This is a genomic window from Klebsiella sp. GG_Kp146 (assembly GCF_040061975.1).
Classification (GTDB): Bacteria; Pseudomonadota; Gammaproteobacteria; order Enterobacterales; family Enterobacteriaceae; genus Klebsiella; species Klebsiella quasipneumoniae.
Genome location: NZ_JBEAHA010000002.1, coordinates 320,311 through 337,540 on the forward strand (window position 1 = coordinate 320,311; position 17,230 = coordinate 337,540).

A 17,230-nucleotide genomic window follows, 5' to 3' on the forward strand; every position below is an offset into this window, starting at 1 on the left:
CCCGTTTGCACCAGGAAATCAACGATGATACTTAACCGCATTAAGCTGGCGGTGGACCGCACCATCGCCGCCTTCTCTGTCGCTGTAATGATTGCGCTGGTTGTCTGCATCGTCTGGCAGGTATTCAGCCGCTACGTGCTCAACCAGCCAAGCACCCTGACCGACGAGCTGGCGCGCTTCTTAATGATCTGGGTCGGGCTACTGGGCGCGGCCTATACGGTCGGCGCCCAGCGTCACCTGGCGATTGATTTACTCACCATGACGCTCTCTCCCCGCAGGCAGGCGCTTTTCAGCGTCATCATTAACCTGCTGATCCTGCTGTTTGCCGGCGCAGTGATTGTGACCGGCGGCGTAAAACTGATTGCAAAAACGCTGTCGACCGCCCAGGTCTCAGCCGCGATGCAGATCCCCATGGGCTACGTGTATCTGATCCTGCCGCTCACCGGCTTCATGATGATGTTTTACGCATTGTGTTTTATCAGTAACGGCCTGAAAAACATCAAACATGCAGAATAAGGAGCAACTCATGGATAGCTATATTGCACTGACGCTGTTTGGCGCTTTCTTTATTCTGGTTTTTATTGGCGTTCCCATCTCCTTCGCCATCGGTATCGCTACCGTTGGTTCGATGCTGCTGATGTTTCCCTGGGATATCGCGGTGATTACCGTGTCTCAACGCCTGGCGAACGGGCTTGATAACTTCGCGCTGCTGGCTATCCCCTTTTTTATCTTTGCCGGAACCCTGATGAACAGCGGCGGGATTGCCATACGTTTAATCAATCTGGCGCAGGTGATGGTCGGACGCGTGCCGGGCTCTCTGGGCCACGTCAACGTGCTGGCCAATATGATGTTCGGCTCGATTTCCGGTTCAGCCGTCGCCGCCGCCGCGGCGGTAGGCGGCACGCTCAACCCCATTCAGACGCAGAAAGGCTACGATCCGACCTTTTCCACAGCGGTAAACGTCTCATCCTGCATCACGGGTCTGCTTATTCCGCCGTCAAACGTCCTGATCGTCTTTTCCCTGACCGCAGGCGGCGTCTCGGTCGCCTCGCTGTTTATGGCCGGCTATTTGCCGGGCATCCTGATGGGCCTGGCTATTATGCTGGTCTGCGGCTGCATCGCTAAACGCCGCGGCTATCCGGTTTCCGAACGGCCGACCTGCGCCCAGGCGGCAAAGGCCTTTTTCGATGCTCTGCCCAGCCTGCTGCTGGTCATCATTGTGATGGGCGGGATCCTTGGCGGCATTTTTACCGCGACGGAAGCCTCTGCCATCGCCGTGGTCTACACCTTTATCCTGTCGGTACTGATCTATCGGGAAGTGAAGTGGCGCGATCTGCCGAAGCTGATTCTGGAATCGGTAGTCATGACCTCTATTGTGCTGCTGCTGATTGGCTTTTCGGTGGGCATGTCGTGGGCGATGACCAACGCCGACATTCCCTACATGATAAGCGATGCGCTAATGGGGGTGTCGGAAAACCCGGTGGTGATCCTGATGTTGATAAATATCGTGCTGCTAATCGTCGGCATTTTTATGGATATGACCCCAGCTGTGCTGATTTTCACGCCGATATTTCTGCCCATTGCTGAGGATTTAGGCATGAATCCGGTTCATTTCGGCATCATGATGGTCGCTAACCTGTGCATCGGCCTGCTGACCCCGCCGGTAGGCAGCGCGCTGTTTGTCGGCTGCTCCATTTCAGGAGTGAAAATTCAGCAGCTCATCAAACCGTTGCTGCCGTTCTACGCCGCCCTGCTGATCGCGCTGATGATGATTGTTTATATCCCGCCGATCTCGCTGTTTATTCCACAGCTGCTGGGGCTGATGTAGGGTTTTGCCCAGGAGAAGGGGCTCTCCTCCCTGAGGAAAAACGAGCGTTAGCCCCCGTGCTAACGCTTCTGCCCGGGCGGCGCTTAGCGCCCTGCCCGTCAGGCAAAAATCTTCAATATCAGAACATTGTGTCATCCGACAAGCCTATACCCGCCAGGCGCAGCTGGGCCATTCCGAACCTGATTCGGCTACTTAAGGACCCCGTCGCGGCGCATCTTCTCCAGCCCCTCCTGCCAGTATTTTTCGTCGCGAGCCAAATCCCGATAGCGTATCTCCAGCGCCATCAGCTGAGCGCTCAGTTCGCCTTTTTGCTTCTGCAGCGGCGCTATCTTTTTATCGCGCGCGGCCATCTCCGCTTTGATATTTTCACTCATCTCTTTATGCTGGCGATAATAGTTACGCTTCTGCTCATTCAGCACAGCATCGCGCTCGGCGCGCAGCGGCCCGGCATCGCAAACCGCTTTTTTCTGACAGGCGGTCAGGGCGGGTTCATAGATAGTTTTGTAGTAATGATTCTCGAATTTCAGCGGATCGTTTTGCCGATCTACTTCATACATTTTTTCCAGCATCGCCTGCTGCACGTCGCTGCGATCGAGCGTCTTGCCGTTCGCATCCGTACCCCATGAACGGTTAATCTGCTCCTCTAACGCGGCGATCTCGGTTTTCAGCGCATCCTGTTGCCCTTGCAACGTCTTCATCGTGGCTTTGCTGGCGGCAAAGCTGGCGTTAATTTTGGCAAATTGCGCCATAAATTTGTGGTCATTAACGATCAGGTTTTTACTTTCATCCCCTCCGATTTCCTTCAAGGTTCTCCCGCCCCTCTTCGCCGCCATTTGCAGCGAAAAGAATTCGGTCTGCCAGCCGGAGTCTTTGGTCCCTACCGAGGTCATCATGGCGGAGAATTTTACCGGCCGCCCCCTGGTCCAGACTCGCTCATAAAAAAAGTAATCTCCCGCGACGCCGACGCAAATATAGAGATCTTCCGCGGCGGCCATATCGCCTTCCAGCATATAGGTCGCCTGATTTCCCCTGGCGTCGAGCTGCTTTAGCGTCACACGTTGCAAGCGCATAATCCCGCCAGTCTGTTCAGCAAACTGCTTTTTCACCACGTCGTCTGTTGGCGTGTTGGCATCCGCTAGCACGTAACAAGGGGAAGCGATCATCAGGACGGTGAGCGTTTTCCATGCCTCTTTCATCAGCAAATTCCTTTTATGAATACAGCAGGCATCATAAGGCGTTCGCCACCGCAGGCAGGATAAATGAAATCTGATTTTGCTACCTGCGGACGCAGGTAGCGGGATGTCGCTTACTTTAACGAGCCCACCAGCGCTTTGCGGCTGTCCTCAAGGGAGACCACTCGGCTGCAGACGTCTTTACCAAACTGCTGGAAATCGGCCTCCTGGTTTTTCCACTCGTCCTGAATCGCGGTTTGCAGACCGCCGAGGCTGCCGAGAATGCCCTGCAGCGGGTTGCCGCCGCCTTTGAGCACCGCTTTCGCCCCCATCTCGTTAATGCTGTCCTGCAGAATGCCGCCCATCGCCTGATTCACCAGCTGCTGGCCGTCGGCGCGCACCTGGTCGATGGCTTTATAGTGGAAGGTCAGGCCATCGCTGCGGCGCTCAATGATGCGGTTCATCTGTTCTTTCAGCTGCGCGTCCAGCTTAGTCAGACGACCGTGCATACTGCTGTCGGCGCCGACCTGTTCGGTAATGATTTTATCCAGCGCCTTGCGGCCTTTTTCGACTCGCGAACGCGCGCCTTCGTCAATCCACGGCAGGCTGCTGCGCAGACCGGCCTGATAATCCTGGGCCTGCTCGCGCTGGGCGGCGCTGAGGGCATAGGCCTTGCCGTTAAAGGTCAGGTTACCGTCCGGTTTGATCACCAGATTGCCATTTTCCCCTTTCACCTGGACCTGCTGCGGGGTGAGGATCACATCGTCACGCGGCGTGACGCTACACTGGTAGTCTGCATGGGCAGACAAAGCGGTGACGGAGAGCGCCACCGCCAGCAGCGTTTTACGCATCATAAAACTCCCTTAAGACAAAACGGGCCGGCAGTTGCCGACCCTTGTCAAACTTAGTCCCACCAGACGTCAAAAAGTTCGCTGGTGCGCACATCCTCTAACTTACGCGCTTCCAGCCATTGGCGCACGATGGCCTGATGCTCTTCGGTACATTTACCGATCTCCTGCATGCAGATCAGCCCCTCCCAGGAGAGATAGCCGCTGCCGTCAAAGGCCAGCTTGTTCGGCTCGATCACCTCTTCGATCAGATCGTTGACCGTCTGGTCGATCTGCTCTTCGCTGGTCCCTTCCGGGAAACGCCAGGCGACGGAGAAGCCTAACTCCTGAAACTCGTCGATATGCATTTTTTTCCGCAGACGACGGCTACGATTCTTGGCCATTATTTCACCCTCTCGAACATTAAGTCCCATACGCCGTGGCCGAGACGATGGCCACGCTGTTCAAATTTGGTTACCGGTCGCGATTCCGGGCGCGGTACGTAATCGTTGCTTGCCGACTGGTTACGGTACCCTTCCAGCGAGGACATCACTTCCAGCATATGGACGGCATAGGCTTCCCAGTCGGTCGCCATATGGAAGACGCCGCCGAGCTTCAGTTTACTTTTCACCAGCTCGGCGAAAGGCGGCTGCACGATACGACGTTTATTATGGCGCGCTTTGTGCCACGGGTCAGGGAAAAACAGCTGCACCATATTCAGCGAGTTATCCGGAATCATAGTGTGCAGCACTTCCACCGCATCGTGACACATCACGCGCAGGTTTTGCACACCTTCTTCTTCGGCCGAGACCAGACAGGCGCCGACGCCCGGGGAGTGCACTTCGATGCCGAGGAAATTCTGTTCCGGTTTGGCTTTTGCCATCGCCACCAGCGAGGCGCCCATCCCGAAGCCAATTTCGAGGGTGACCGGCGCTTCGCGGCCAAACAGGGCGGCGAAATCGAGCGGCGCATCGTTGAATTCAACGCCCATCACCGGCCAAATGTTATCCAGCGCATGCTGCTGCCCTTTCGTCAGGCGGCCCTGGCGACGGACGAAGCTACGAATACGGCGCAGCGGACGGCCGTTTTCATCAAATTCCGGAGAGATGACGTCGTTTTTCATAAAAGTTAGGTCTGCTAGTGAAAGTGTTCGGAAAACGGGCATTATCCAAAGTTACCCGGCGGATGCAAGGGTTTACAGCCACTCGGCCTTGTGCTGCAATCTGCCACCCTGTAATCGCGATCCCGGAGCCGTAGCTTTGACTTTTCTCGCCACGCAATTTTCAGCCCAGGTCCTGGACTGGTACGACAAATACGGGCGTAAAACCCTGCCCTGGCAAATCGCCAAGACGCCCTACAAAGTATGGCTCTCCGAAGTGATGTTGCAACAAACTCAGGTGACCACGGTTATCCCGTATTTTGAACGCTTTATGGCGCGTTTCCCCACGGTGGTCGATCTCGCCAACGCGCCGCTGGATGAGGTGCTGCATCTGTGGACCGGACTGGGTTACTACGCGCGGGCGCGCAACTTACACAAAGCGGCGCAGCAGGTGGCGACGCAGCACGGCGGCGAATTCCCGCAAACTTTTGACGAAGTGGCGGCGCTTCCCGGCGTCGGGCGCTCAACGGCGGGGGCCATTTTATCCCTTTCGCTCGGTCAGCATTATCCGATTCTCGACGGCAACGTGAAGCGCGTGCTCGCCCGCTGCTATGCTGTCAGCGGCTGGCCGGGGAAAAAAGAGGTAGAAAAACGGCTGTGGGAGATCAGCGAAGCGGTCACGCCGGCGAAGGGCGTGGAGCGCTTTAACCAGGCGATGATGGATCTCGGGGCGATGGTCTGCACCCGCTCGAAGCCGAAGTGCGAACTGTGCCCGCTGAGCAACGGCTGCGTAGCCTACGCCAATCATTCATGGGCAGAATATCCGGGCAAAAAACCGAAGCAGACCATTCCGGAACGCACCGGCTATTTCCTGCTGATGCAGCACGGCGACGAGGTGTTTCTCGCCCAGCGTCCGCCGGTGGGCCTGTGGGGCGGATTGTTCTGTTTTCCGCAGTTTGCCGACGAAGCGGGCCTGCGCGAGTGGCTGGCACAGCGCCAGATTAAGGCCGATAATCTGACGCAGCTCACCGCTTTTCGCCACACTTTCAGCCATTTCCATCTGGATATTGTGCCGATGTGGCTTACAGTGCACTCATCTGGCGCATGCATGGATGAAGGCAACGCACTCTGGTATAACTTAGCGCAGCCGCCGTCGGTCGGTCTGGCGGCCCCCGTGGAGCGCTTGTTGCAACAGTTAAAAGCCGGAACGCCGGTATAAATTTTCGGCTATCAAAGAGGATTGATTATGAGCAGAACCATTTTTTGTACCTTCCTGCAGCGTGAAGCGGACGGCCAGGATTTTCAGCTGTATCCGGGCGAACTCGGGAAGCGCATTTACAACGAAATCTCCAAAGAAGCCTGGGCGCAGTGGCAGCACAAGCAGACCATGCTGATCAACGAGAAAAAGCTCAGCATGATGAACCCGGAGCACCGCAAGCTGCTGGAGCAGGAGATGGTGCAGTTCCTGTTTGAAGGGAAAGACGTGCACATCGAAGGCTATACGCCGCCGGAAAAACAGTAAGGGCCCTGCGGCCTTTTAAAAACAAACACAACACGCACGCCCGGAATGATGAAAAAATACTTAGCGCTCGCGCTGATTGCGCCGTTGCTCGTTTCGTGTTCCAGCTCCAATAAAAAAGGCGCCGAATACAACGAGGCCTGGGTCAAGGATACCAACGGTTTTGATATCCTGATGGGCCAGTTTGCCCACAACATCGAGAACATTTGGGGGTACAACGAAGTCCTGCTCGCCGGGCCGAAGGACTACGTCAAATACACCGACCAGTATCAAACCCGCAGCCACATCAACTTCGATGAAGGGACGATCACCGTCGAGACCATCGCCGGCACCGATCCGCGCGGACGACTGCGCCAGGCGATCGTCAAAACCCTGCTGATGGGCGATGACCCCAACTCCATCGACCTCTATTCCGATGTCGATGACATTCAGATCTCCAAAGAGCCGTTCCTCTATGGCCAGGTGGTGGATAACACCGGGGCATCGATTCGCTGGGAGTGGCGCGCCGCGCGCTTTGCCGACTATCTGCTGCAAACCCGCCTGAAGAGCCGCAACAACGGCCTGCGCGTGGTCTATAGCATCACCATCAACCTGGTGCCGAACCACCTCGACAAACGTGCGCATAAATACCTCGGCATGGTGCGTCAGGCCTCGCGTAAGTATGGGGTTGATGAGTCGCTGATCCTCGCGATTATGCAGACCGAATCCTCCTTTAACCCTTATGCGGTCAGCCATGCCGACGCCATGGGGCTGATGCAGGTGGTCCAGCACAGCGCCGGCAGAGACGTCTTCCGTTCCCAGGGTAAATCGGGCCTGCCAAGCCGCAGCTATCTGTTCGACCCGGCGAATAACATTGACACCGGTACCGCCTACCTGGCGATGCTGAACAATGTCTACCTCGCCGGCATCGATAACCCCACCTCGCGTCGCTACGCGGTGATCACCGCCTATAACGGCGGCGCCGGCAGCGTGCTGCGGGTCTTCTCCAGCGATAAAGTCCAGGCGGCCAATATCATCAACAGCATGGCGCCAGGGGACGTCTACCAGACCCTGACCACCCGCCATCCGTCGGCGGAATCGCGCCGCTATCTGTATAAAGTTAACACAGCGCAGAAAAGCTACCGCCGTAAATAACCCCCTCCTGACACCGGCCTCAGCCCCGCGCTGAGGCCGCGTTTTTTCTGCGCCATACGGTGCAATATCTTTCGGTTTTCTGCGGCAGTTAACAGAAGCCTTCGGTTGGCGAATGATAGAATCGCATCAAAATAACGGGTTTAATGTTATTTTAAAAACATAACAAGCCCACATTCGTGAGGATAACTACATGAATCTTAAGCTGCAGCTCAAAATACTGTCGTTCCTGCAGTTCTGTCTTTGGGGGAGCTGGCTTACCACGCTTGGCTCATACATGTTTGTCACCCTGAAGTTTGACGGCGCAGCAATCGGCGCGGTTTATAGCTCGCTCGGTATCGCCGCGGTGCTGATGCCGACGCTGCTCGGCATCGTCGCCGACAAGTGGATTAGCGCCAAATGGGTGTATGCCGTTTGTCACCTGGTGGGTGCGCTGACGCTGTATCTGGCGGCGCAGGTCACCACGCCGGGCGAAATGTTCCTCGTGATCCTGCTTAACTCGCTGGCCTATATGCCGACGCTGGGGCTGATTAACACCATCTCTTACTATCGCCTGCAGTCGGCGGGGCTGGATATCGTTACCGATTTTCCGCCGATCCGTATCTGGGGCACTATCGGCTTTATCTTCGCCATGTGGGGCGTCAGCTTCTCCGGCTTTGAGCTGAGCCATATGCAGTTGTACATCGGTGCGACGCTGTCGGTATTGCTGGCGCTGTTCACCCTGACGCTGCCGACGATCCCGGTGGCTAACGCCCAGCGTAATCAAAGCTGGACGGAGATGCTGGGGCTTAACGCTTTCGCGCTGTTTAAAAACAAGCGCATGGCCATCTTCTTTATCTTCTCAATGATGCTCGGCGCCGAGCTGCAAATCACCAACATGTTCGGTAATACCTTCCTGCACAGCTTCGATAAAGATCCGCTGTTTGCCGGCAGCTTTATCGTCGAACACGCCTCGGTGCTGATGTCGATCTCGCAGATCTCCGAGACCCTGTTTATCCTGACCATCCCGTTCTTCCTCAGCCGCTACGGCATTAAGAACGTCATGCTGATGAGTATCGTGGCGTGGATGCTGCGCTTCGGCCTGTTCGCCTTTGGCGACCCGACGCCGTTCGGCACCGTGCTGCTGGTACTGTCGATGATCGTCTACGGTTGCGCCTTCGACTTCTTCAACATCTCCGGTTCAGTGTTCGTTGAGAAAGAGGTGCGCCCGGAAATCCGCGCCAGCGCCCAGGGGATGTTCCTGATGATGACCAACGGCTTCGGTTGTATTCTCGGTGGCATGGTGAGCGGCAAAGTGGTGGAGCACTTTACCGTCGAAGGGATCACTAACTGGCAGAGCGTGTGGCTGATTTTCGCCGGCTATTCGCTGGCGCTGGCTTTTGCCTTCGTGGCGCTGTTCAAATACAAACACGTCAGACAGCCGACCGCCGCGCAGCAGAGCGCGTGATCGGCAAAAGTAAAACGCCCCGCCTGTTCGGCGGGGCTTTTTTTTATCCCTTCAACACGTAGCCGTACAGCCGCTTAATGCCGTCCGGATCCGTCTCGCTATATACTCCCTGCAGCTCCGGCGAGAAGCCCGGCAGCATATTGACCCCCTCCTCCAGCGCGAGGAAATAGCGCAGCACAGCGCCCCCCCAGACCTCACCGGGCACCACGCATAATACCCCCGGCGGATACGGCAGCGCCCCTTCCGCCGCGACGCGGCCCTCCGCCTCGCTCAGACGCACCAGCTCCACGTCGCCGCGGATAAATTCGCGGTTGGCATCCTGGGGATTCATCACCACCCGCGGGAAGCTCCGTTTACGGAACATCTCTTTTTGCAGGCTCTTCACGTCAAAGCTGACGTACAGATCGTGCATCTCCTGGCACAACTCGCGCAGGGTATAGTCGCGATAGCGCACCGGATATTTGTTGTAGATGGTCGGCAACACATCGGCCAGCGGCGTATCCGCTTCAATATGCTGTTCAAACTGCCCCAGCATCGCCACCAGCTGCGCCATTTTTTCGGCGCTTTCCGCCGGCGTCAGCAGGAACAGAATCGAGTTGAGATCGCACTTCTCCGGCACGATGCCGTTTTCCCGCAGGTAATGCGCCAGAATGGTCGCCGGGATGCCGAACTCACTGTACTCCCCGCTCTCCGCGTCGATGCCCGGGGTGGTCAACAACAGCTTGCACGGGTCGACAAAATACTGGTCGTCGGCATAGCCCTCGAAGCCATGCCAGCGCGCGCCCGGTTCGAAGCTGAAGAAACGGCGCTCCCGGGCGATCGCCTCAGTCGGGTGATCCTGCCACGGGCGCCCCGCCACTATCGGCGGAATAAAAGGCTGGATCATCTTGCAATTGGCGATGATCGCTTTGCGCGCCTCGATGCCCAGCGCCACGCATTCGGCCCACAGGCGGCGGCCGCTCTCGCCTTCGTGAATTTTGGCGTTGACGTCCAGCGCGGCGAACAGCGGATAAAACGGGCTGGTGGAGGCATGCAGCATAAAGGCGTTATTCAGCCGCTTGTGCGGACAGAAGCGCGCCTGGCCGCGCAGATGGTTATCCTTTTTATGGATCTGCGACGTCTGCGAGAAACCGGCCTGCTGCTTGTGAACGGACTGGGTGACAAAAATGCCCGGATCGTCCGGGGTCAGCTCCAGCAGCAGCGGCGAACAGTCGGCCATCATCGGGATAAACTGCTCATAGCCCACCCACGCCGAGTCGAACAGGATGTAATCGCAGAGGTGGCCGATTTTATCGACCACCTGGCGGGCGTTATAGATCGTGCCGTCATAGGTTCCGAGCTGGATCACCGCCAGACGAAACGGGCGAGAGGCCGTGGCTTTCTCTGGCGCCGCTTCACGGATGAGATCCCGCAGGTAGCGCTCATCAAAGCAACGCTCGTCAATGCCGCCGATAAAGCCGAACGGATTGCGCGCGGCTTCAAGATAGACAGGCGTCGCCCCTGCCTGAATCAGCGCCCCGTGATGGTTTGACTTGTGGTTGTTGCGATCGAACAGCACCAGATCGCCGCGGGTCAACAGCGCGTTGGTCACAACTTTGTTGGCCGCCGAGGTGCCGTTAAGGACGAAGTAGGTTTTATCCGCATTAAAGACCTTCGCGGCGAACTTCTGCGCATGCTTGGCCGACCCTTCGTGGATCAGCAGATCGCCTAATTTTACATCGGCGTTACACATATCGGCGCGAAAGACGTTTTCGCCAAAAAAGTCATAGAACTGACGGCCTGCGGGGTGCTTTTTGAAAAAGGCCCCGTGCTGGTGTCCCGGACAGGCAAAAGTGCTGTTATCCATTTCGACGTACTGGGTCAGCGTATTGAAAAACGGCGGCAGCAGACGCGCTTCATAATCGCAGGCCGCCGCTTCCAGCTCGAGCCACTCCTGATCTTTACCGGCGATCACCGCCTGTACCCCTTCCGGCTTATCGACCGCCGTCTCGCTCAGCAGGTAGACCGGCAGGTTAAATCCGCTACGCCTGAGGAGGGCAAGGATACCGCTGCGACTGTCCGCCGCGGTGATGACGACTGCCGCCACATCGGTAAAATCGGTACTGTCCAGCGCCACAACGCGACGGTGGGTGGACAAGCGGGTGACCAGCTCGCAGCTGGCGGCAATGTGCATGGATTTCATAAGCGCAAATGCCCGTATCGGGAGTGTAAAAATCTCAGACAAGGGAAACCTTGCCCAACGATGTGTCCGGGTCTGACGGATTCAGCTCCGACCGCCGGACATCAGTAAAAGCAGACGCGTCCGATCTTACTGTTGCCCTACAGTGAGCATACGTGTCCTTCACCGCATGGTGAACGGAGGGGTAAGCGTAGCAAGATGAGGCAGCCCACGCATCTGTGCGCGGCGTCGCTGGCGAGGTAATGGCAGTGTCGTCATCGGCGGCCTCATATCAGGGAGGAGAAAATTCGCGCAATCATGGCACCTTTCCCTGGCAGGCGCAAGATGAAAACCGTATGCACTTATATCACGGATACACAAGCTTTCACGGCGGGTTAACGTCATAATCAATCGGTTATCAGGGATATTTAACAGGAGTCAGCGTGGTTACAGGACCTTTTATTAATGCCAGCGCGGTGCTGGTCGGCGGCGTGTTAGGCGCCTTACTCAGCCAGCGGTTGCCGGAACGGATCCGCACATCCATGACCTCAATTTTTGGTCTGGCGTCATTAGGCATCGGCATTTTACTGGTGATCAAATGCGCCAATCTGCCGGTGATGGTGCTGTCGACCCTGGTGGGAACGCTGCTCGGCGAAATTTGTAATATGGAAAAAGGGATTAATACGCTGGTCAGTCAGCTCCAGCAGTTGCTGACGCCGAAGGGTAAGAAAAAAGCCTCGGCTCATGACTCCTATATTCAGAGCTATGTGGCGATTATCGTCCTGTTCTGCGCCAGCGGCACCGGCGTCTTCGGCGCCATGCGCGAAGGGATGACCGGCGACGCCAGCATTCTGATTGCCAAAGCGTTTCTCGATTTTTTCACCGCCACCATTTTCGCTTGTACCCTGGGCATTGCCGTCGCCGCCATCAGCGTACCGATGCTACTTATCCAGCTGACTCTCGCGGCCTGCGCGGCGATCATTATGCCGCTCACCACGCCGATGATGCTGGCGGATTTCAGCGCCGTCGGCGGTATGCTGCTGGTGGCCACCGGGCTGCGCATCTGCGGAATAAAAATGTTTGCCGTGGTGAATATGCTGCCTGCGCTGGTGCTGGCGATGCCGATTTCAGCGGCCTGGACGCTGTTTTTTGCCTGAAGACGCGTGCTTTTAGCGCAATGTGGTGATAGATTGTTCAGTCTGCTGCAAAACAGATAAATTTCGTTGACGAGGCGCGGCGATTACGGTTTAATGCGCCCCGTTGCCCGGATAGCTCAGTCGGTAGAGCAGGGGATTGAAAATCCCCGTGTCCTTGGTTCGATTCCGAGTCCGGGCACCACTATTTAAAGAACCCAGCCTATGGCTGGGTTTTTGCTTTTCTGCATCCGGACTCTCCATCGAACTCCGTTCGATTATTCGCCGCACAGCGGCTCACCCCTTCGGGGCCAGCGCGACACGCGCGCTGTTCAACGCCTACGGCGTTAGTCCGAGTCCGGGCACCACTATTTAAAGAACCCGCCCAAAAGGCGGGGTTTTGCTTTTCTGCATCCGGACTCTTCATCGAACTGCGTAAACCCGTGATTTCCCTGCTGCGTTTTTCTCCTGGCCAGCCCGCTGCCACTTAACGGCAAGCGCAGGCCTGTTCCCCATAGAATCTTTTCGCAAATACATTGCCAGATATCAGATAACACGCTGATTAAAATCACCTTTTTGTCACCAAAAGCGGCTAAAAACGCCCTTTTCTGGCAATCGATCCGCCCAGGCGGCTACCCTGCTTTCCCTCCGGATGGCTAAACAGCATCTTATATTCCATTTTGCGCTAAATGACAGAGAAATATTCTTTAAATAACCGATTTCACAGACCTACCATGCAAAAATATCTTAAACGAGTGGGTAAATGGTTATGTCACTGTTTCATTCCGTGAGCGACCTGATCGGTCATACTCCCCTGCTCCAGTTGCACAAACTGGATACCGGGCCATGCAGTCTGTTTTTAAAACTGGAAAATCAGAACCCGGGCGGATCAATTAAAGATCGGGTTGCGCTGTCGATGATTAACGAAGCCGAGCGCCAGGGCAAACTGGCGCCCGGCGGGACAATTATCGAAGCCACTGCCGGCAATACCGGTCTCGGCCTGGCGCTGATCGCGGCGCAGAAAAATTACCGCCTGATCCTGGTGGTGCCGGACAAAATGAGCCGCGAGAAAATCTTTCACCTGCGGGCGCTGGGCGCGACGGTGCTGCTCACCCGCTCCGACGTCAATAAAGGCCACCCGGCCTACTACCAGGATTATGCCCGCCGCCTTGCCGATGAAACGCCGGGGGCTTTTTACATCGACCAGTTTAACAACGACGCTAATCCGCTGGCGCACGCTACCTCCACCGCGCCGGAACTTTTCCAGCAGCTGGAGGGCGACATAGACGCCATCGTCGTCGGCGTTGGCTCCGGCGGCACGCTGGGCGGGCTTCAGGCCTGGTTTGCAGAACATTCTCCGAAAACGGAATTTATCCTCGCCGATCCGGCGGGCTCGATCCTTGCCGATCAGGTTGATACCGGACGCTACGGCGAAACGGGATCCTGGCTGGTCGAAGGGATTGGAGAAGATTTCATCCCGCCGCTGGCCAGGCTGGAAGGGGTGCATACCGCCTATCGCGTCAGCGACCGCGAAGCGTTCCTCACCGCGCGCCAGCTGCTGCAGGTCGAGGGGGTACTGGCCGGCTCCTCCACCGGCACCCTGCTCAGCGCCGCGCTGCGCTACTGCCGGGCGCAAAGCCGTCCGAAGCGGGTGGTGACCTTCGCCTGCGACAGCGGCAATAAATACCTGTCAAAAATGTTCAACGACGACTGGATGCGCCAGCAGGGGCTGATCGCCCGCCCCGAACAGGGCGATCTCAGTGATTTTATCGCCCTGCGCCATGACGAAGGCGCCACCGTCACGGCCGCGCCGAACGACACCCTGGCCGCAGTATTTACCCGCATGCGGCTGTATGACATCTCCCAGCTGCCGGTGCTGGAGGATGGCCGCGTGGTCGGCATCGTCGATGAGTGGGATTTGATCCGCCACGTAAAGGGCGATCGCCAACGCTTCTCTCTGCCGGTTAGCGAAGCGATGAGCCGCCATGTTGAAACTCTCGATAAGCGTGCGCCAGAGAGCGAACTGCAGGCCATTCTCGATCGCGGTCTGGTGGCGGTGATCGCTGACAACGCGCGTTTTCTTGGCCTGGTCACCCGCAGCGATGTACTGACCGCCTGGCGTAACCGAGTCGCACAATAAGGAATTTTTTATGTCATCTATCCACACCCTGAGCGTACATAGCGGAACCTTCACCGACAACCACGGCGCAGTGATGCCGCCGATTTACGCCACCTCCACTTTTGCTCAGCCGGCGCCGGGGCAGCATACCGGCTATGAATATTCCCGTAGCGGGAACCCTACCCGCCACGCGCTGGAGACGGCGATCGCCGACCTGGAAAACGGCACGCGCGGCTACGCGTTCGCCTCCGGGCTGGCCGCCATCTCCACCGTGCTGGAGCTGCTGGATAAGGACAGCCACCTGGTGGCGGTCGATGATGTGTATGGCGGTACTTATCGCCTGCTGGAAAACGTTCGCCGTCGTAGCGCTGGTCTGCAGGTGAGCTGGGTGAAACCCGACGACCTGGCGGGGATTGAAGCGGCGATCCGCCCCGATACGCGCATGATCTGGGTGGAGACGCCCACCAACCCGCTGCTGAAGCTGGCGGATCTCAGCGCCATCGCCGCCATCGCGCGCCGCCATAACCTGATCAGCGTCGCCGATAACACTTTCGCCTCGCCGGCGATCCATCGCCCGCTGGAGCATGGGTTTGATATTGTGGTCCACTCCGCGACCAAGTACCTCAACGGCCATTCCGATGTCGTCGCCGGCCTGGCGGTGGTTGGCGATAACGCTGAGCTCGCGGAAAAGCTTGGCTACCTGCAGAATGCGGTAGGCGGTGTACTCGACCCGTTCAGCAGCTTCCTGACGCTACGCGGCATCCGCACCCTGGCGCTGCGGATGGAGCGACACAGCGCGAACGCGCTGCAGCTCGCCGAATGGCTGGAACAGCAGCCGGAGGTGGAGCGAGTCTGGTTCCCCTGGCTGGCCTCGCACCCGCACCATCAGCTGGCGCGCCAGCAAATGGCCCTGCCCGGCGGCATGATTTCCGTCGTGGTGAAGGGTGATGACGGTTACGCCGAACGCATCATCAGCAAGTTGCGCTGGTTCACCCTTGCGGAAAGTCTGGGCGGCGTGGAGAGCCTGGTGAGCCAACCGTTTAGCATGACCCACGCCTCGATCCCGCTGGAGAAGCGCCTGGCGAACGGCATCACGCCGCAGCTGATCCGCCTGTCGGTCGGGATCGAAGATCCTCACGATCTGATTGCCGACTGGCAGCAGGCGCTACGGGAGGAGTGATTATTCCGACGCGCGGGTCGTCGCCAGCGCGTCGGCCATTCCCTGCTGAAGGTGGGCGATAAACTGCGTCAGCTTCGGCAGGGGCCGGCGATCCTGGCGCCAGAGCAGATGCACAGGCCTCGGCTGTGGGGTCCACGCCTCCAGCACCCGCATCAGGCTGCCGCTGGCCAGCGCATCGGCCAGCAGCACCTCCGGCTGCATCAGCAGCCCGGCCCCGGCGATCGCCGCCTGGCGCAGCGCATAGCCATCGTTGCAGCGCAAAACCGCATCGCGCTTCCAGCGCACTTCCCCCTCCATGCCCGGCAGCCGCCACTCGTTGCGCGCGGTCCAGACCGTATGGGACAGGCAGAGATGATCGGCGAGATCTTCCGGCGTCCCTGGCGTTCCGTAACGCGCCAGATAAGCCGGCGCGGCGCAGATCACCATCCGATAGGGCGCCAGATAGCGGGCCACCAGATCCTCCTGATGGATCTCGCCAATGCGGATCGCCAGATCGAAACCTTCATCCACCAGATCGACCATCCGGTTGGTCAGATCCAGTTCCACCCGGACCGCTGGCCAGGCCTGCAGAAAGGTGGCGGTCAGGGGCGCGATCACGCTGGCGCCGAACGAGGTGGGCGCGCTCACCCGCAGGGTGCCGGCGGGCGCCAGCCGCAGCCGCTCAACGGCGCTTTCGGCGATGGAGACCTGCTCCATCACCCGTTTCGCTTCGTCAAAATAGACCCGCCCGGCGTCGGTGAGGCTCTGGCGTCGGGTGTTACGCTCCAGCAGACGCGTCGCCAGCTGGGTTTCCAGCTGGGCGATGTATTTCCCGACCATTACCGCCGACAGCCCCAGGCGCGACGCCGCCCCGGTAAAGCTGCCGCACTCCACCACGGCAATAAACGTCTCCATCCCTCGCAGCTTATCCATATTGCTAACCTCTGGTTAGTAATGTTCTAACTTTTAGCCAGTTTATCCGATATCCGTTTTATTAAAGAATAGCCTTTCACCTCACGAGGAGTCAGCCATGAAAATTATCGTTATCGGTGCCAGCGGCACCATTGGTCGCGCGGTCAGCGAAGAACTGGGCCAGAGACATGACGTTATCCGCGTCGGCCGCACCCGGGGGGATTATCAGGTGGATATTACCTCCCAGGGGAGCGTCGAGGCGCTGTTTGCGCAGACCGGCGAAGTAGACGCCATCGTCTCCACTACCGGCAATCTGCACTTTGGGCCGTTAAGCACCATGACCGATAGCCAGTTCAACCTCGGTCTGCAGGACAAGCTGCTGGGGCAAATTCGCCTGGCGCTGATCGGCCAGCATTTCCTGCGCGACGGCGGGTCGATTACTCTGGTCAGCGGCATTGTCGCGCAGGAGCCGATTGCTCAGGGCGTCAATGCCACGACGGTTAACGCCGGTCTGGAAGGCTTTGTGCGCGCCGCCGCCTGCGAACTACCGCGCGGGATCCGCATTAATCTCATCAGCCCCACCGTGCTCAGCGAGTCGCTGGCGGCCTACGGCGACTTTTTCCCGGGCTTTGCCAGCGTCCCCGCCGCCGCCGTGGCGCAGGCCTATCGCCGCAGCATTGAAGGGGTGCAGACCGGCCGCATCTACCCGGTCGGCTACTAGGCTGT

Annotated in this window: 16 protein-coding genes and 1 tRNA gene; 11 read left to right on the plus strand and 6 right to left on the minus strand. The window is 58.0% G+C overall.

Annotation, left to right across the window (positions count from 1 at the left end; all coding sequences use genetic code 11):
- The first annotated feature begins 24 nt into the window (after window positions 1–24).
- Both ABLU95_RS03885 and ABLU95_RS03890 read left to right on the plus strand, forming a co-directional pair.
- Entirely contained in the window at window positions 25–516 is a 492-nt protein-coding gene (locus ABLU95_RS03885; RefSeq protein WP_348878840.1) for a TRAP transporter small permease, read from the plus strand.
- A 10-nt stretch (window positions 517–526) separates the two neighbouring features.
- Window positions 527–1,828, plus strand: coding sequence for a TRAP transporter large permease subunit (locus ABLU95_RS03890; protein ID WP_032454052.1), 1,302 nt, complete (start codon window positions 527–529; stop codon window positions 1,826–1,828).
- A gap of 188 nt (window positions 1,829–2,016) precedes the next feature.
- Here the strand turns inward: ABLU95_RS03890 and ABLU95_RS03895 are convergent, their stop codons facing one another.
- From ABLU95_RS03895 to trmB, 4 genes are all read right to left on the minus strand, one after another.
- Window positions 2,017–3,024 (minus strand): DUF1202 family protein, encoded by a 1,008-nt coding sequence (locus ABLU95_RS03895; protein WP_282279537.1) that lies wholly within the window; start codon window positions 3,022–3,024, stop codon window positions 2,017–2,019.
- Window positions 3,025–3,134: 110 nt separating this feature from the next.
- Window positions 3,135–3,854 (minus strand): DUF2884 domain-containing protein, encoded by a 720-nt coding sequence (locus ABLU95_RS03900; RefSeq protein ID WP_032428990.1) that lies wholly within the window; start codon window positions 3,852–3,854, stop codon window positions 3,135–3,137.
- 50 nt (window positions 3,855–3,904) lie between these two features.
- The gene (locus ABLU95_RS03905) at window positions 3,905–4,231 is read right to left on the minus strand and encodes a YggL family protein (protein WP_023291003.1); all 327 of its coding nucleotides are present in this window, start codon (window positions 4,229–4,231) and stop codon (window positions 3,905–3,907) included.
- Window positions 4,231–4,950, minus strand: coding sequence for a tRNA (guanosine(46)-N7)-methyltransferase TrmB (gene trmB, locus ABLU95_RS03910; RefSeq protein WP_348878842.1), 720 nt, complete (start codon window positions 4,948–4,950; stop codon window positions 4,231–4,233). Before trmB ends, ABLU95_RS03905 begins: the two co-directional genes overlap by 1 nt.
- A gap of 136 nt (window positions 4,951–5,086) precedes the next feature.
- On the opposite strand from trmB, the gene mutY reads away from it, so the two are divergent.
- From mutY to ABLU95_RS03930, 4 genes are all read left to right on the plus strand, one after another.
- On the plus strand, window positions 5,087–6,145 hold the full coding sequence (gene mutY, locus ABLU95_RS03915; protein ID WP_017899765.1) for an A/G-specific adenine glycosylase: 1,059 nt from the start codon (window positions 5,087–5,089) through the stop codon (window positions 6,143–6,145).
- A gap of 27 nt (window positions 6,146–6,172) precedes the next feature.
- Window positions 6,173–6,448 carry an oxidative damage protection protein gene (locus tag ABLU95_RS03920; RefSeq protein ID WP_004105744.1) on the plus strand — a complete coding sequence of 92 codons (276 nt, stop codon included), beginning with the start codon at window positions 6,173–6,175 and terminating at the stop codon, window positions 6,446–6,448.
- A gap of 48 nt (window positions 6,449–6,496) precedes the next feature.
- Window positions 6,497–7,579 carry a membrane-bound lytic murein transglycosylase MltC gene (gene mltC, locus ABLU95_RS03925; RefSeq protein WP_002916629.1) on the plus strand — a complete coding sequence of 361 codons (1,083 nt, stop codon included), beginning with the start codon at window positions 6,497–6,499 and terminating at the stop codon, window positions 7,577–7,579.
- A 190-nt stretch (window positions 7,580–7,769) separates the two neighbouring features.
- Entirely contained in the window at window positions 7,770–9,023 is a 1,254-nt protein-coding gene (locus ABLU95_RS03930; protein WP_023291005.1) for a nucleoside permease, read from the plus strand.
- Window positions 9,024–9,066: 43 nt separating this feature from the next.
- Here ABLU95_RS03930 and ABLU95_RS03935 read toward each other — a convergent pair whose 3' ends face one another.
- A complete protein-coding gene (locus tag ABLU95_RS03935) occupies window positions 9,067–11,205 on the minus strand; it encodes an ornithine decarboxylase (protein WP_348878844.1) in 2,139 nt (712 codons plus the stop codon).
- Window positions 11,206–11,624: 419 nt separating this feature from the next.
- Here ABLU95_RS03935 and ABLU95_RS03940 point away from each other — a divergent pair, with 419 nt between their 5' ends.
- From ABLU95_RS03940 to ABLU95_RS03955, 4 genes are all read left to right on the plus strand, one after another.
- Window positions 11,625–12,338: a DUF554 domain-containing protein gene (locus tag ABLU95_RS03940; protein ID WP_004205197.1), complete on the plus strand. Its 714-nt coding sequence runs from the start codon at window positions 11,625–11,627 to the stop codon at window positions 12,336–12,338.
- A gap of 105 nt (window positions 12,339–12,443) precedes the next feature.
- A tRNA-Phe gene (locus tag ABLU95_RS03945) sits at window positions 12,444–12,519 on the plus strand.
- A gap of 558 nt (window positions 12,520–13,077) precedes the next feature.
- Window positions 13,078–14,454, plus strand: a complete 1,377-nt coding sequence (locus ABLU95_RS03950; RefSeq protein WP_074442621.1) for a cystathionine beta-synthase — start codon at window positions 13,078–13,080, stop codon at window positions 14,452–14,454.
- Window positions 14,455–14,464: 10 nt separating this feature from the next.
- Window positions 14,465–15,613 carry a PLP-dependent aspartate aminotransferase family protein gene (locus ABLU95_RS03955; protein WP_348878846.1) on the plus strand — a complete coding sequence of 383 codons (1,149 nt, stop codon included), beginning with the start codon at window positions 14,465–14,467 and terminating at the stop codon, window positions 15,611–15,613.
- On the opposite strand, the gene ABLU95_RS03960 is transcribed toward ABLU95_RS03955, so the two are convergent.
- The gene (locus tag ABLU95_RS03960) at window positions 15,614–16,525 is read right to left on the minus strand and encodes a LysR family transcriptional regulator (protein WP_050533740.1); all 912 of its coding nucleotides are present in this window, start codon (window positions 16,523–16,525) and stop codon (window positions 15,614–15,616) included.
- Between the two features lie 97 nt (window positions 16,526–16,622).
- Here ABLU95_RS03960 and ABLU95_RS03965 point away from each other — a divergent pair, with 97 nt between their 5' ends.
- A complete protein-coding gene (locus tag ABLU95_RS03965; RefSeq protein WP_032454058.1) occupies window positions 16,623–17,225 on the plus strand; it encodes a short chain dehydrogenase in 603 nt (200 codons plus the stop codon).
- Window positions 17,226–17,230 lie beyond the last annotated feature (5 nt).

Coding starts and splice junctions, on each gene's coding strand:
- ABLU95_RS03885 (WP_348878840.1), top strand. CDS start 25: ATGATACTTAACCGCATTAAGCTGGCGGTGGACCGCACCATCGCCGCC.
- ABLU95_RS03890 (WP_032454052.1), top strand. CDS start 527: ATGGATAGCTATATTGCACTGACGCTGTTTGGCGCTTTCTTTATTCTG.
- ABLU95_RS03895 (WP_282279537.1), bottom strand. CDS start 3,024: ATGAAAGAGGCATGGAAAACGCTCACCGTCCTGATGATCGCTTCCCCT.
- ABLU95_RS03900 (WP_032428990.1), bottom strand. CDS start 3,854: ATGATGCGTAAAACGCTGCTGGCGGTGGCGCTCTCCGTCACCGCTTTG.
- ABLU95_RS03905 (WP_023291003.1), bottom strand. CDS start 4,231: ATGGCCAAGAATCGTAGCCGTCGTCTGCGGAAAAAAATGCATATCGAC.
- trmB (WP_348878842.1), bottom strand. CDS start 4,950: ATGAAAAACGACGTCATCTCTCCGGAATTTGATGAAAACGGCCGTCCG.
- ABLU95_RS03920 (WP_004105744.1), top strand. CDS start 6,173: ATGAGCAGAACCATTTTTTGTACCTTCCTGCAGCGTGAAGCGGACGGC.
- mltC (WP_002916629.1), top strand. CDS start 6,497: ATGAAAAAATACTTAGCGCTCGCGCTGATTGCGCCGTTGCTCGTTTCG.
- ABLU95_RS03930 (WP_023291005.1), top strand. CDS start 7,770: ATGAATCTTAAGCTGCAGCTCAAAATACTGTCGTTCCTGCAGTTCTGT.
- ABLU95_RS03935 (WP_348878844.1), bottom strand. CDS start 11,205: ATGAAATCCATGCACATTGCCGCCAGCTGCGAGCTGGTCACCCGCTTG.
- ABLU95_RS03950 (WP_074442621.1), top strand. CDS start 13,078: ATGGTTATGTCACTGTTTCATTCCGTGAGCGACCTGATCGGTCATACT.
- ABLU95_RS03955 (WP_348878846.1), top strand. CDS start 14,465: ATGTCATCTATCCACACCCTGAGCGTACATAGCGGAACCTTCACCGAC.
- ABLU95_RS03960 (WP_050533740.1), bottom strand. CDS start 16,525: ATGGATAAGCTGCGAGGGATGGAGACGTTTATTGCCGTGGTGGAGTGC.
- ABLU95_RS03965 (WP_032454058.1), top strand. CDS start 16,623: ATGAAAATTATCGTTATCGGTGCCAGCGGCACCATTGGTCGCGCGGTC.